Source organism: Paenibacillus sp. FSL F4-0100 (genome assembly GCF_037993005.1).
Taxonomy (GTDB): domain Bacteria; phylum Bacillota; class Bacilli; order Paenibacillales; family Paenibacillaceae; genus Paenibacillus_AQ.
On record NZ_CP150303.1, the window covers coordinates 1248622 to 1264043 of the forward strand.

Genomic DNA, 15422 nt, shown 5'->3' on the forward strand with positions numbered 1-15422 from the left:
AACTTCTGAAGAATTCTTAAGTCGATTGTATCTGCTGGTAGTGGCTGCTAACGCATATTATACTGAAATTGGACGGAGGGATCGGATGAGCAAGCAAATTTTAATTGCTGACGATAACAGTGAGATTCGTGAAATTGTAAAGATTTTGTTAGAGAGCGAGAATTATGAAGTCCTTGAAGCGGTAGATGGTCAGGACGCAATTGATAAAGTGAATGAAGAGACGGATCTCATTATCTTGGATATGATGATGCCGAATAAATCGGGGCTGAAGGCGTGTCTGGAGATTCGTGAAAAAACAAGTGCTCCGATCCTGTTTCTCACAGCTAAAACGCAGGATTCGGACAAACAATTGGCCTTCTCCTCCGGGAGTGATGATTTTTTGTCCAAACCCTTTTCCTATACAGAACTCGTTGCAAGGGTAAAGGCATTGCTTCGAAGGTATTATGTGTATCGTGGCAAGGAGAAGAGGGAAGAAGCGGACCAAATCATCATGGAGGATCTTACGGTCCATCAGGATTCCAAGACTGTTTTTGTTGGGGAGAAGGAAGTGGCTTTAACCGAAATTGAATACCAGATCTTGTTGTTGCTAGCGAAGAAACGGCGAAAGGTATTTTCGGCGGAAAACATATATGAGAGTGTCTGGGGGCAGCCCTACTTTTATACGTGCAATAACACGGTTATGGTTCACATTCGCAATTTGAGAAGCAAGCTGGAGGACGACCCACAGAACCCTAAATATGTGAAGACCGTTTGGGGGAAGGGGTACAAAATTGAATAGATTGCTAATGGGGAAAAAGCTGAAGATCAAATTGGTGCTGGCGGTTATGATTTCTTCAGTCATTTCCATAAGTACACTCGTTATTTTACAAGTTGTTGGTGAGACAGTACTGGATAATTACTTAAGCAAATCCACTTTTGTAGAGAACAGGCAGCAAGATGCGCTTGATCGATTCGAAACATTTGTGAATAGCCAGAACGTGTCAACCTCTGATCATGAGCGATTGTCCGCATGGGTAAGTGAGGAACGATACTTAAATCTGTATATTTTTGCAAAAGATAAATTGATCTATTCCTCCAATACCGGGATTGATTCTGCCATCAATGAAGAGCTTTTAACCCAATTGGTACCATCGAAAATACCCATCAAGACGATTAGTTTCGCGGATCAGGATGCCCAGATATATCTGGTCGGCTTTTATGAGTATCAATATTATACCCTCATTCTGATTATTGGTGTTTTCGTCGCGGCTGTTGTGTTCATTGTTTCCTTTCTACTCATTATTAACAGGAAAACATCATATATTGGCAGGCTTGAACAAGAGATTAAGATACTCGAAGGTGGAAATTTGGATTATTCGATTACGATATCGGGAAAGGATGAACTGTCGTCTTTGGCCCAAAGTATTGATGAGATGAGAAAATCATTTATTGAGCGACTCGGCAGCGAGGAGAGGGTGAGGATAGCCAATCGTGAATTGATCACGGCAATTTCCCATGACCTCCGTACCCCGCTTACGATTCTGTTGGGATATATGGACATTATAGAACTCAACAAATATAAGACGCAGGAGGATTTATTGCAGTATATTCATAACAGCAGGGAGAAAGCTTATCAGATCAAGGCACTGTCGGACAAACTATTCGAATATTTTACGGTATCCTCTGCTGCGGAAGAAGAGGAAGTGGAATTTGAAATCTATGAGGGCAGAGCGCTTATCGATCAACTCATTGATGAACAACTGGTCGTTTTGGATGATATCGATGTTCAGATTCAGGCCAATTCTAATCACGAGAAATTTCTGCTGGAAATCAATCTGGTCGCCATTCGCCGTGTATTCGATAACATATTTTCAAATATTCAAAAATACGCCGATCCATCAGAGCCCGTTCAGATCAGGGTCTACTTGAAGCAGCAATGGGTCTTTCTTGTTGTAGAGAATAAGATTAAACATGTCGGCAAAAAGAAAGATAGCAACGAAATCGGGCTCGTTAGTTGTCAGATAATGATACAGCAGCACAACGGAACGTTGACGGTATCTCAGGAAAAAGATATCTTTTCGCTACAAATCACGCTGCCAATCATCTTAAATAAAGCGGGGTAGAGCAGCGGGAATGCAGATGAGGCACACTTCCATACAGTATGGAGTTGATTCATCTCACTTTCATGACCATCCAACTATCCCCCGGCTGTGGCCATAGCACGAACAAACAAGAAGTTATATACTTCCAGGAGAGCTTGTGTAAATCGGTTACGTAGAAATTATAATCAGTTATAAGGACATGAGGGGAGAGGAAATGTTGACATATAACCATGATCTGATGAAAAAAGAGCAATTGCTCATGGAGCTGGATTCGCTGGGTTATTCAGACAGGATGAAGCGGATGGCGCTTCTGGGGCGCCAGCATAAAGGAGAAGCGGATTATTCCGCGCTGCTCGTATCTTTGCTCGAAAGCGGCACCGCCTATGAGGCGCATCTGGCTTTGACCGGTGCCGACGTAGTGCATGATGCTCATGCCGTTTTACTTGCCCTGAAGCATTCGAAGGCAGGAGTTAGGGGCCGGGCAGCTGGATTACTGCCAGAAGTGGTGACAGATCCGGACTTTTCGATTGAATCCGAAATCGCTCTGATGTCGTATCATTGCCGCCGCCAATTGCTGCGGAGCATCTTGAATACATATCGTCAGGATTGGGCGGAACGGCTGCTGCCGCTCGTGCTTGACCGGTGGGGCGCACAGGAAGCTTCCTTATTGTTGACCGTGTGCAGCGAAGAGACGGTTCGCAGCAGGCTTCCTGAGCTGGGGTATGCCCTGCAGAATTGGCGGCTCCTAACGAAGCACTATCCCGATCTGGTTGCAGCGTATTTCAAGAATGCTTTGCAGAACGCAACGCATCGGGAAAAGGCCAGTGTATGGTGGACGCTCTCATCGGCGATTGAAGTATTGAGTGTTACAAGACCGGCGATCGTATTGGAATGTGCGCTTACGCTTGGGCCGGCGGATATGATTCATCCTGTACTCAAGCAGCAATTGGGCATTCTGATTCAGGCCAGTCCTGAGGATGTATTCGAGCTGCTGACACGTGCGGAGACACGGGAATATCTTTTGAATCATGGCGTTCCGGCAGGCGTTTTGAAGAAGAGAAAATGGTTCACCACAGCGCAGTGGACCACACTGACTACCTTGCTCGCAGATCAGCCAGTGCATCTAGCCAAGGTGCTGGATACCCTTGCGCCGTCTTGTCGCGAAGCGATGTTTGATGCCGCTTATAAGGAAGACGAGCGGAAGACACGCATTTTCCCTATGCCGCTGCTGGATGTACTGCCGCATCGACTGCGCGACAAGGAAGCTGCCCGCATGCTGGAGCTTCGCGACATTCGTGATCATCCGGATGACATGCTCAAAACGACGGCGCGCCGTTTCATTGTTAACGCCAGGGAGAAGCTGGAGCAAGCCGTCCAGGTGTCTAAAGCGGATGAGCGTGCTGCGGCCTATGCCCACCTTGTTCGGAGTACAGCTCTATCCCGAAGCGGAATGGATGAGACGCTGCGCTTCCTGACTCGAATCAAGAACGACCAGGATCCGGTGCGCTGGCAAGTGATGGTCGAGCTCTCAAACTGTCCTGCTCCCATGTTTAAGGAAGAGCATGTGAACGATCTGACTGTGCTGGTGGATAGCGTTGTGGAAGCCAGGGACACTTCGTACGGGACAAGGTCCGCCACGGAGAAACTGGCTTTTGCCATACTGCGTGAACATGCATGGGAGCCGAAGGGCGAGCTATTCAAGTTCGCTTTGAGAACGTTTGGAAGATTGACGATGCGGGATGGTCAGTTTGCGTTGTTCTCGATGGATTGGGATAGCATACCAAGTTCTGCACTGGAAGCGTTGTTCGATGAGATTTATGCTTTTGGTGTTGAAGCGAACAAACGCGAAAACGTCAATGTGGTCCTGCGTATGGCTGATTTGTTCGGAAAAGCCGTGGATCGATTGCCGAAGCTTCAGCTTCTGCTGGAGGAACTGCTGCAGGCTAAGACGGTATCGCCGCAGGCGGTCCATTATTGGCTGGCACCGTATGGAACTCGGGATGGGAGGGTTAGAGAACTGCTGGACAGAGACCCATCCTTCATCTCATTCCACGATGTATTTATGCATCTGCATCTGAAGCGTCAGGAGTGGCTTACCCCGTTTATCTCGGGGAAAATCATCAATGGTAAGCATTTATCTGGAAAAACGATTTATGTTGTGCCCGCCCATAATGGGTTTCACCGGTGGCTGCCGCGCCAGCAAAAGGCATTAGCTTCCCTTCTGGAACGAGTGGCATTGGATGCCAAACGAAGTTTCCATGAACGTGCGGCGGCGATGCGGAGCTTGGCCGTCATGCCGGATTATCGCTCCGATCAACTGGAGGTCCTGCTGCAGGATCAGGAAGTGCATGTCGTCGAGGCAGCGCTTTACGCATTTTCGTTATGGGAAGAGCCGGAGAAGGCACTTCCTGTATTGCTGGGCAACCTGGATGGAGACCGTGCTCGGGTCGCCATGTACTCGATCCCCAGATGCATGCGCAAGGTGAGCCCGGTGATGTTGACGTCCATGCTGTCGGACCTGTTGAATCGGGAGAAATTGAAAATCACGGTCAGAAAAGAGGCCATCCGGCTGCTTGGGGCTTATAAAAGCAGTGAGGGCATGGCGCTGCTCATCCGAGAATACGAGAAACCGAATGTACACAAAGACGTGATGATTGCCATAGGTCACGCAACCAGACAATGGCTCGATGATGAACGCAGCTGGACTCTGATGCGTGCCATGGCAGCTTCACCGCAGCGTGATATCGCAAGAAGCCTGCTTAACCAGTATGCTGGCGGGCTTCCGGTGGAGGCTCGGCCAAGGTATTTGCAATTGATTATCGAGATCGCAAGGCATGCTGATGCTGTAGTGGCAAGAGAGGCATTCCAAGCCATGAGCTTTTGGGTGAATGGAAATGAGGAGAAGGTAGCGGCTTCTGCCAGCCAAGCGATTCTTGATTTGGAGGATAACGCCAGATGGAAGGCGGCGATGGATACTCTTATTGTGGCATGCCGTGACGGAAAGGTGAATGATCGGGTCATCAGCGTTTGCACACAATTGGCCGACATGGAGACAAAGGCGGACTGGAATGCTGCCCCGGAGAGAGATCTTCCAGAGCGACAGCGCCTGGTGGCATTGATTGACAAGTTGACCTCTTTGCCTCCCAATGCAAGATGGGTGCTCGTTCCTTTATATACGGGTATGATCGATGCTCTTAAGTCCCAAGAAACCCTGAAACCAGCCGTGATCAAGTTATATTTAGCGATGGTTGAATGGAAACAGGCGGATCAGGCTGCCTTGCATTTGGACCCTGTGATTCAAATGGTGGAGACGCATCCGCATCTGTTGGATTACGCCTACAGACAGATCGCTCGGGTAGCCAATGCCAGTCAGGCGTATTGGAGACCGGAGACTATTCTGGATCTGGTGGACCATTTGAGAGATCGGCAGCCATTTGCGGCCCAATATATCGGTCTTTCTTTGCTGAAGGTTGCGGGAACATCATTATTGTGGAACCAGACTTGTACCGAACGCTTGAGAGCGTACCGGAATCATGAGCATGAGGCGATTCGTCTGGCGGCATTGGATATTTGGACCGTGCTTGAATGAGGGGAGCGAGACGATGCTATATTTAAGTAACTTCAAACTCTCTTCTACCATTTCCAGCAACCCGAATATATATCCCGATCATGTGTTCAGGCACATTGCAGGGGAAGTTCTGCTGTTTGATCGAATCACGGTATTATACGGCAGTAATGGCTCCGGCAAATCCACCTTGCTGAATCTAATCGCCAATAAATTGGGTATCGCGGGCGCTGAGCGAATGACAAGCTATGGTCACAACATGTACGCGCAGCGGTTTATCGAGGAAAGCAGCTTTCAACTCGGGCATGATGATCAGGAGCGTCCCATATACAAGCTTCCCGACGGGAGCCGGTACATCAAGTCAGAGGATCTGTTGTATGAAATCAAGAAAATACAGCAGGAAAGCGTGCTTCGCGAAGGGCTGCTGCATGAGCAGTTCGTGCAGGGGAAGAGCAAGGCCGAGGTAGAAGAGCTGGAGCAGTCGTATGAGTTCAAAAAGAAGATGGATATCATTCAATTCGCTCAGGAGAAGTATTCGAACGGGGAGACGTCGATGCAGTTTTTTGAGGAATATTTGCTTCCCGGGCAACTGTATTTATTGGATGAACCGGAAACGTCGCTTTCTCCGGCGAATCAAATCAAGCTGGCCGAGCAAATGAACGATCTGGCGCGTTATTTTGACTGTCAATTCATTATTGCTACGCATTCTCCCTTTGTTCTGGGTACGCTTCATGCGAAGATCTACAATCTCGATGCCAAGATTTTGCAAACGGCAGAATGGTTTGAACTCGACAATGTACAATTCTTTTACCGGTTTTTTCATAAACATCAAAGGTTGTTTGAATGAATAGGTTCGAGTATCCGGAAGAGGTATCCTTCGAGTAAGGATATCTCTTTTTGATATGGGTTCCCACAAGGGTATGTACTCGACTCAGGTATTCAAATATGCAACAATAGAGGATCAGGCGTAAAGGGGAATTGACCCTAGGCACAGCAATGCAAGCCGCAAGATCGCTTACAAATTTGCGTTCCAATACTTTATACTATATAAGCTAGAATATATCTAAGGAGCTGCCGAATCCGATATGAACAAAAAAGAAGTCGCCAATATACGCAAGCAATTTAAGCTGGATCACGATTTAATGAATATTTACGATATTCTCAATGTCTATATTACGAAGGAAACGAATGAAATCTATCATTGGGAGCGCCTGCCGTTCGAGCTGGTGGATCGGGAGAAGCAAGAGTTATACATGGGTAATTTCAAAAAACTGCTGACCGGCGAACTGGATCAAAAATTGTTCGAATTGAGGTTTCAGGAAGCAGCGGAGGAACCGGCGCAGGTCATGCTTCACCAAGCTCTCGTGTCGGGTGATCCGGAAGAATGGCAGGACTTGATGCTGATGCTGGTGGATAGAATGCTGAAGGATGCCCAATATGAGCGGGATATGGTGGTCACGTTCGTTCGGGGACAGTATTATATGCCGACCAAGGCGAGAAACGATGAAGCGGAAGAGAGCGAGAAGAACGAGGTGTTCGCCCATCCGTTTATTTTATGCAGTGTGAATTCTACGGAGAAACAACGGAAGACGCTCTTGTTCGATTATGTGGAGCGGGAGTTCAAGTACAATATCATAGTAGATCCGATTATCAAGTTAAGCACGCCGGAGCAAGGATTCCTGTACCCTAGCGTGACGGACAATTATTCCGATGTGAATCGTATTTTGTATTGTACGGGAAAATCGAATTTTCCGGATCCACATTTTGTCGAACAGGTCTTGAACGGAGAAAGATCCGTGACGGCACTTGAAGAGCGAGCGATCTTCGAGGATATCGTCAAGGAAGTGGCCGGCGAACAGCTCGATTCAGCGACCATTGCCCAGGTGTACGAGGAAATTAACCGGGTGATCGAAATTAACGAAGAGACGAAGGAGGAAGAGCCTCCAAAGCTGGATTATAAAGATCTGGAGCGCGTACTGAACGCAAGCGGCGTAGAGGACGTGACGACCGAGAAGGTGGAGCGGGCATTTGAAACCATTGTGGACAACAAGAACTATGAAATGAAAGCAACCAGCGTCATGCCGAAGTATACTTCCAAATCCATTAAGATCGAAACCAAGGTAGCTACGATTTCGGTTAGCCCGCAGGATTTAAGGTATGTCAAACAGGTGAATTTCCAAGGTAAACGCTGCATCATGATTGAAGTCGATGAAGATGTCGCGATAGAAGGGTTTACGCTGGCTTCAGAGACGCTTTTATAGACTCGTTCATCGTACAAGCTTCGGCGTATTAGCAGACGATGTTGCTGAGTTTCGAAGCCCTAATATGCTGGGCTTAAAATGGATAGAAGAGTCTCGGGTTGCACTGTCAGATGAGTCATGTAGGTGTTTTTCACCTATATGGCTCTTTTTTGTGTTTATGATGCAAGCGGGAGAAGTGGCAACATATCTTTGTTTGTTTAAGACAAATGTAGAATATTAGGTAGACAATTGTCTTAAAGGAGTTCATAGAACGATGAAAAAGCTGCCTGATGCGGAGCTTGACATTATGAAAGTGGTGGCGGCCAAGGTTCGCCGTCGATGAAGAACATATTTTAACATCATGACAGCGGCAGGTCGGGAGAATTCCGACTTGCCGCTGTATTTCTGAAGGCAGGATTTTTTGTAGAGCGCTTTCATGATTGGGCGCTCGCTAATTTCTGTAAAAAGAAGGGTGAATCCCGTCCACTGTTTTGAACGCCCTGCTGAAAGCGTGAATGTTCGGGAAACCCATATTCTCGGCAATGGCGTTTATGGAATCGTCCGTGAACTGAATCAAATGTTTTGCACGCTGAATCCGGATGAATTGGTGATATTGAAGAGGACTCATGCCAAAGGCCTTTTTGAACAGCCGAATCAAATAATGCTTGCTAATGCCGGACATTTTAGAGATCTCTTCCAAGGTAACTTTGCGCTCTGGCGTGTTCATCAGGAAATCCTTTACCTTAAGCAAGGTCTGAAAATTGGTAACGAGATGAGGATGGAGATTCCAGTAATTCTCCCGCAAAATTTGAATCCATAACTGGATGAACAATCCTTTGATTTTGATTTCGAAGTAAGGCATCTTCATATCGAACTCATTGATCAATTGAATCAGCATTTGTTCGATTAGCAGCGGATTTTTGAGGCGGAGGTGACTGGATAACGGGACGGGCATTTGGTCCATGATATCTTCGCGAAACCATTGCTTCTCCTCTTCTGAAATTTTGTCCCAGGAGCGAAAGGAGACCTTGACCCCCGGACTGTCCTCTTGATAGAAGAAGTCGAAATGAATATGAGGCTGCCGCAATTTTGGGCTGGTTTTGCGGAGCGAATGGCGCTGTCCCGGGCGAAACAGAAAAATATCCCCCTGCTTTCCCTCATAAACATCATCTTCAATTGTTACTAAGAGCTCCCCTTCCATTACGTAAAGCAGTTCGTAGTCGAACAACACCCGCTCTTGTATAAACCAAGGTTCCGTATTGATGTCATCCATGGCGACACGGATATATGGCGACACGCTGTCGAGGATCATACGTTGGTACCTCCTACGTTGAATCTATTTTCTGGAAGTGAAACAAGAAGCAATTTTTGATAAATAATCCCTAACATCTGCTAAATACAACCGCTTTCATTCGTATTAGAATGGCAATGTAAAGAAGGGGACTAACCTTCCGTTTAGATTAATATTTGCACAATTCTTACGATTCTTCAACTATTAGGGGGGAATGAAAATGAAGAAAGCACTCTCTGGAATGCTTGCCATGTTGATGCTGATAACGTCATTGGCAGCTTGTGGAAGTCCTAAAAATGAAAGCGCTGTGAATGGAGGGGGAGGCGGTGCCGGCGAGGCGTCAGTAATCTTGAATATCGCGATGCACGTCGCCAATGTGAAGGATCAGGAACCGGCCATGTATGAGGCGATCGAAGCTTTTCAGGCCAAGCATCCCGAAATTATGGTCAATTTATCCGGAGCGGATACGAACGACCATATCAAAAAAATGAAGGTTCAGGCTCAATCCGGAGAGATGCCCGATATTTTCTGGATGCTGCCTGCCTCGGCCAAAGAGATGAATCAGGCTGGCCTGTTGCTGGATCTAAGCGAGATGATTAACGACACACCGGAGCTCTCCGCCATCGACCCGATGATGCTAAAAAACTACGAGGACAGCGGAAAGAAATTCGGTCTGCCTTATCAATCGCTGGTTACTGGCCTGTGGTACAACAAGGCGCTGTTCGAGGAGTACAACGTCAAAGTGCCGGAGACCTATGAAGAACTGATTGAAGCAGTCAATGTGTTTAAAGCGAACAATGTGGTGACAATCGCACAAGGCGCAAAAGACAACTACAGCATTTGGGCCTTTCTTGGGATGTTAACCCGCTATGGTTACTTTGATAAAATCGACGCGATATTGGCAGGAGAAGAGAAGTTTAACAATCCCGATTTCCTTCGTCTGTTTAATCAAATCGCCGAACTGCAGGAGCTTGGAGCATTTCCCGAAAACGTGACAACCATGAGCTATTTTCAGGCAGTGGAAATGTTCACCTCGGGCAAGGCGGCAATGTTGGATGCCGGAGCCTGGGAAACAGGCAAGTTGGAAGCAAGCCCGATTGCCGAGACGGTCGGATTCTCTTGGGGTCCAACCTTCAGTGACGGTGTGGGAAATCAGAAAATTGCCATGATTTCCGCTTCCGCACCGTTGGTAGCCAGTGCCAAGGTGAAGGAAGACTCGTTGAAATACGATGCTGTACAGAAGTTCTTCACCTTCTATTACAGTCAGGAGGGCATGCAAATCATGGTTGACAATCAACTGCCGCCGATCACCAACTATGAGGCCGATGTCGATAAGAATTCCCACCCGGTGTATGCCGAGTTGATCAGAGCGATGAACGAGCCAGAGTGGGAAAAACCGATTGCCCAACCAGATCTCGTGGTTTCCGATGCGATTGGAAATGCCATGTATGACAGTATTTACGGAGTCATTAACGGGTTCTATTCGCCTGAACAGGCTCTTGATTTGATTGACCAAAAAATCGAACAGCAGTGAAGAAGATAGGGGAGGGAGGAATCCAAAGAAAATGATCTGGTTAAGCAAAAGAAGAAATATATGTTTCATGTTGTTTCCCGCTTTGATTCTGTTTACTGGCTATATCGTCATCCCGATCCTCATCTCGTTTTACTACAGCATGACAAAATACACGGGTATCGGTATTCCGGAATTTGTTGGACTCGGAAATTACAAACGGCTTTTGACGGATTCATTTTTCTGGGTTTCACTGAAAAATACGTTCATTATACTCGGCGTATCGCTCATCCTGCTGATTCCGCTATCGTTTCTGTTGGCGCTTCTGCTAAACCGCGCATTCAAGGGCAGCGGCGCCCTGAAGGCGCTGAACTATACGCCTAGCATCATCGCACCGATCGTCGTCGGTTTGATCTGGGTATTCGTGCTCGATCCGCAAATGGGGCTGATCAATATGCTGCTGCTCAAGCTCGGGCTCGGAAACCTGACCCAGATGTGGATTGGCGGTAAGGCGCTGGCGCCTTACTCCATTGGCTTCGTGTTCGTTTGGCAGCAGATCGGGTTCATTGCCACGATTTTCTTGGCTGGCTTGAAGATGATTCCCCGGGACGTGTACGAATCGAGCGCGATTGACGGTGCAGGCTCCCGGCAGCAACTGTGGCACATCACGGTGCCCATGATGAACGAAACGAACAAAATCGTTGTTGTGCTGGTCATTACCAATGTGTTCAAGATTTTTGAAACCGTGTTTATGCTCACAGGGGGCGGGCCGAACCATCAATCGGAAGTGTTGGTCACCTATATGTACAATACGACATTTACCTCCGCTGAATACGGATACGGGATGGCCATTTCAACCGTCACATTTCTGCTGACCGTGCTGTTTTCCGTCGCCTATTTGAAGCTGAGCAAGTCCAACATAGAGGAATGAAGGAGAGATGGAAATGAGTACGGAAGCTGATATCTCGTTTCGTCGCCGATGGAAAACGCTGGGATGGTACGTGTTGGCCTATGGGGTGACTTTGCTCATTTTGCTGCCGGTGCTTTGGGTTTGCTTTCTCTCTTTTCGCAACAGCAGCGAGATTTTGAACAACCCTTTCAGTTGGCCCGCGTCGTGGAGCTTGGAAAATTACAAACGGGCTTTCGCCACACTGGATTTTTTCACTTTATATAAAAATACGATCTTCGTCGCGGTCATCACAATCGTGATCGAAATCGTCATCACGTTCATGAGCTCGTTCGCATTAACTCGTATGGTGTTCAAGTCGAAGAGGCTCCAAAACCTGATCCAGCTCTATTTTATTTCCGGCCTGGCCATTCCGGCGTTTATTCTGATCTTTCCCGTTTACCGAATCACGATCACGCTGGATTTGCTCAACAGTTACGGGTCGCTCGTCTTGCCCTATATCGCGACAGCGATCGCATTTAATACGCTGCTGTTTACCGGTTTTTTGCGGGGATTTCCAAAAGAAGTGGAGGAAGCTGCGATTATAGACGGGAGCGGCTTATACATGCTGTGCAAATCGATTGTGTTTCCGATTATCATGCCGGTTGTGTCCACGGTGTTTATTTTCAACATTCTGTATATCTGGAATGAGTTTCCGTTCGCCGTGACGCTGATTAGCGATGCGGCGAAATATACGATCTCACTGGGTATCTCCCAGTTTAAAGGGGCGTACAGTATCGATTATGGCGGCACGCTGGCCGCCGGCATCCTGATTATCGTCCCGCAGTTGATATTTTTCGGCGTGTTCCAGCGGTTTATTATCGAAGGCATGACGGCGGGAGCAGTTAAAGGATAGTTGCTTTTACCCTACTTTCAATGGTTTTACCTAAATTAATGAATAGATGAAGGAGAGAACTTATTATGAATCATCAAAGCGCTAACTTTTTAGGACAACTGACGCAAATCAAAAAGGTTCGTACAGCCCGGGTTTCCAGCTGGGATCAGGAAGGGAAAAACCAGGATTACTGGATGATCCCGGCAGGGGAAAGCGTCGTGCTGGGGGATATCGAAGGACCCGGCAGCATTTCGCACATCTGGATGACTTCCTTCTGCCGCCGGGTGCTGGGGCCAAGCGTCATGCGCCCGGACCTCGGAGCCAATATTGCACCGGTTAATGAAATTCACAACGCGCTTGGCGTCACGTGGGAGGTGGCCGATCCGGCTTGGTACCGTAAGGTACTGATCAAAATGACTTGGGACGATCAGGCTCATCCCAGCGTACTCGTGCCGCTCGGCGACTTCTTTTGCATCGGCCATTCCATGCCGGGGAACTTCGCTTCGCTGCCGTTTACCGTGTCCGTCAAACCGGAGGAACAGTTTAAATTCGGCGGCGTCGCTTCGGTCAACTGCTATTTGCCGATGCCGTTCAACAAGCGGGCCAAAATCGAAATCGTCAATGAAAACGATGTGCCGTTCGGTCTTTATTTTCACATCGATTATGAACTGTACCGCCAGCCGTTAGAGGCAAACACTGCTTATTTCCACGCGCAGTGGAGACGCGAATATCCGTGCGACGGGTGGGGCGCGAATTTGCAGGTCAACACGCCGGAGGTCAACCGCGTGGCCAATCTGGACGGCGCCGGCAACTACGTAATTCTGGAGACGGAAGGAGAAGGTCATTATATCGGCTGCAATTTATCGGTCACGCATTTCCAGGGCAGCTGGTGGGGCGAAGGCGACGACATGATTTTTATCGACGGCGAGGAACTGCCGAGCATCGTCGGCACCGGGGCGGAAGATTACTTCAATCACGCCTGGGGCATGCAAAAAAACGCGTTCCCGTTCTGCGGCTCGATCGTGCATGAAAGCGACGTGCCCGGTTACCAGGTGTCTTACCGCTTCCATATTACCGATCCGATCCACTTCTCGAAAAGCTTGAAGGTAACGATTGAACACGGGCATGCCAACCATCTGGCAGACGACTGGTCCTCGACCGCTTATTGGTACCAGACGTTGCCTTCCAAGCCGTTTGGCATCCTGCCGGTGGAGGAGCGAATCCAGCTGATGCCGCAGCTTGTCAATATAGCGAAGCTGCAAGGCGTGTCCTTGAACGCCGAAATGCAGCAGTCGCAGGAGATGGCCGAGGAGCGCATGAAAGAGTACGACCAAGGAAGAAAAGCCGAACTGCAGAAGAAGCTGGACCGTACGCCTTGGCACTCTGAAGGCAACGTGAAGCAAGCCAGACAAGTACGTCAAACGATGGAGGAATAAACATAATGGCTGTTCAGCAAGGAAGTAAAGAACGGCATGTGCAGGCCTTGGCGAAGGCCGAAGCCGCCATCGCTGCAATCAGGGAAGAGGCCGCGCGGGAACCGTCGCGGCACAAATACCACTTTATGTCGCCTGCCCGTTGGATTAACGATCCGAATGGTTTCATTCAGTTTAAAGGAGAATACCATCTCTTTTACCAGTATTACCCTTACGGAGACCGCTGGGGCGCGATGCACTGGGGACATAGCAAATCGAAGGACCTCGTGCATTGGGAACATCTCCCGGTGGCGCTCGCGCCGAGTGAGCCTTACGATCTGGATGAGCGGGGCGGATGCTTCTCCGGTTCGGCCGTGGATCATAATGGAGTATTGTACCTGTTCTATACCGGAACGGTTATTCGTGACGGTGAAGTGGTGCAAACGCAGTGCCTGGCCACCAGCACAGACGGCATTCATTTCGAAAAATATGAGGGCAATCCCGTGATTGCCCTCCCTCCCGAAACGGGTTCGAACGATTTCCGTGATCCGAAAGTCTGGAAGCACGAAGATAGCTGGTATATGGTCGTTGGCTCCTGCAAGGACGGTCGGGGCAAGGCACTGCTGTATCGTTCGCCTGATCTGCGGCAGTGGGAATATATCAATGTCCTGGCCGAAAGCGACGGCGGTCTCGGGACGATGTGGGAATGCCCGGATTTCTTTCCGCTGGGTGATAAGCATGTACTGATGTTCTCGCCGATGGGCATGGGAAATACGAAAACCGTCTACTTGGTGGGGGACATGGACTATACCACCGGAATATTCAACTGGGATGTGCAGGGCGAGGTGGATGTTGGCTTCGACTACTATGCGCCGCAATCGTTGCTGGACGACAAGGGTAGGAGAATTATTATCGCCTGGTTGAACTCCTGGGATTGGATGCCGTGGTTCAAGGATTTTGCGCCACCCACACAAAAGGGCTGGTGTGGGTCCATGTCGATTCCGCGCACGGTGGAGCTGGATGAAGACGGAAGGCTGAAATTTCTCTCGATAGCCGAACTTGCTTCTCTGCGGGAGGAAGGCCGGTTCAGAAGCAGCGAACAGCAGATTGGGGCAGACATGGAAATTATTCTGGACGATCTGGCGAGCGAGGCGTGGGAGATGATCGCCGAATTCGATCTGGAGGATTGCGATGCCAAGGAATTTGGGTTTAAGCTACGGGTTTCCGCAGACCGAACCGAGGAAACGGTGCTCTCTTACTTTCCAACGACAGGGATTTTGAAATTCGACCGCAGTCGATCCGATGGCTGGAGTGAAGGTATATGCGAATTTAAATTGGAGGCGTTTGGGCAGAAAAAGCTGAAGCTTCATATTTTGATGGATACCAGCGTTGTGGAAATTTACGGCGATGAGGGACGTACAGTGATGACCCACAATTTGTTTCCGCATCCGGACAATATAGTCACTCTTCTGTTCAGCCGAGGCGGATCCGTGAGCTTGACCTCCTTCCAGTCCTGGAAGCTACGTTCCGTTTGGTGAGGGG

General features: G+C 48.6%; 11 protein-coding genes. 10 read left to right on the forward strand and 1 reads right to left on the reverse strand.

Annotated features, from left to right (window positions below; all coding sequences use genetic code 11):
- Positions 1–85: 85 nt before the first annotated feature.
- From MHH48_RS05480 to MHH48_RS05500, 5 genes are all read left to right on the forward strand, one after another.
- A complete protein-coding gene (locus MHH48_RS05480; RefSeq protein WP_076325507.1) occupies positions 86–778 on the forward strand; it encodes a response regulator transcription factor in 693 nt (230 codons plus the stop codon).
- Positions 771–2102, forward strand: a complete 1332-nt coding sequence (locus MHH48_RS05485) for a HAMP domain-containing sensor histidine kinase (RefSeq protein WP_076325506.1) — start codon at positions 771–773, stop codon at positions 2100–2102. Before MHH48_RS05480 ends, MHH48_RS05485 begins: the two co-directional genes overlap by 8 nt.
- Positions 2103–2295: 193 nt before the next feature.
- Entirely contained in the window at positions 2296–5670 is a 3375-nt protein-coding gene (locus tag MHH48_RS05490; RefSeq protein WP_256720776.1) for a HEAT repeat domain-containing protein, read from the forward strand.
- A gap of 13 nt (positions 5671–5683) precedes the next feature.
- Positions 5684–6493: an AAA family ATPase gene (locus tag MHH48_RS05495; protein ID WP_076325505.1), complete on the forward strand. Its 810-nt coding sequence runs from the start codon at positions 5684–5686 to the stop codon at positions 6491–6493.
- Positions 6494–6731: 238 nt separating this feature from the next.
- Positions 6732–7907 carry a DUF4317 domain-containing protein gene (locus tag MHH48_RS05500; RefSeq protein WP_076325504.1) on the forward strand — a complete coding sequence of 392 codons (1176 nt, stop codon included), beginning with the start codon at positions 6732–6734 and terminating at the stop codon, positions 7905–7907.
- A gap of 430 nt (positions 7908–8337) precedes the next feature.
- Here MHH48_RS05500 and MHH48_RS05505 read toward each other — a convergent pair whose 3' ends face one another.
- Complete coding sequence (locus MHH48_RS05505; protein WP_076325503.1) at positions 8338–9198, reverse strand: AraC family transcriptional regulator; 861 nt, start codon at positions 9196–9198, stop codon at positions 8338–8340.
- A 199-nt stretch (positions 9199–9397) separates the two neighbouring features.
- On the opposite strand from MHH48_RS05505, the gene MHH48_RS05510 reads away from it, so the two are divergent.
- The 5 genes from MHH48_RS05510 (at position 9398) to MHH48_RS05530 (ending at position 15418) form a co-directional block, all read left to right on the forward strand.
- Positions 9398–10711, forward strand: a complete 1314-nt coding sequence (locus MHH48_RS05510) for an extracellular solute-binding protein (RefSeq protein WP_076325502.1) — start codon at positions 9398–9400, stop codon at positions 10709–10711.
- A gap of 67 nt (positions 10712–10778) precedes the next feature.
- Positions 10779–11618: a sugar ABC transporter permease gene (locus MHH48_RS05515; RefSeq protein ID WP_256720775.1), complete on the forward strand. Its 840-nt coding sequence runs from the start codon at positions 10779–10781 to the stop codon at positions 11616–11618.
- 13 nt (positions 11619–11631) lie between these two features.
- Complete coding sequence (locus MHH48_RS05520) at positions 11632–12489, forward strand: carbohydrate ABC transporter permease (protein WP_076325500.1); 858 nt, start codon at positions 11632–11634, stop codon at positions 12487–12489.
- A gap of 65 nt (positions 12490–12554) precedes the next feature.
- Positions 12555–13904, forward strand: a complete 1350-nt coding sequence (locus tag MHH48_RS05525; RefSeq protein ID WP_076325499.1) for a glycoside hydrolase family 172 protein — start codon at positions 12555–12557, stop codon at positions 13902–13904.
- Between the two features lie 5 nt (positions 13905–13909).
- Positions 13910–15418: a glycoside hydrolase family 32 protein gene (locus tag MHH48_RS05530; protein WP_076325498.1), complete on the forward strand. Its 1509-nt coding sequence runs from the start codon at positions 13910–13912 to the stop codon at positions 15416–15418.
- Positions 15419–15422 lie beyond the last annotated feature (4 nt).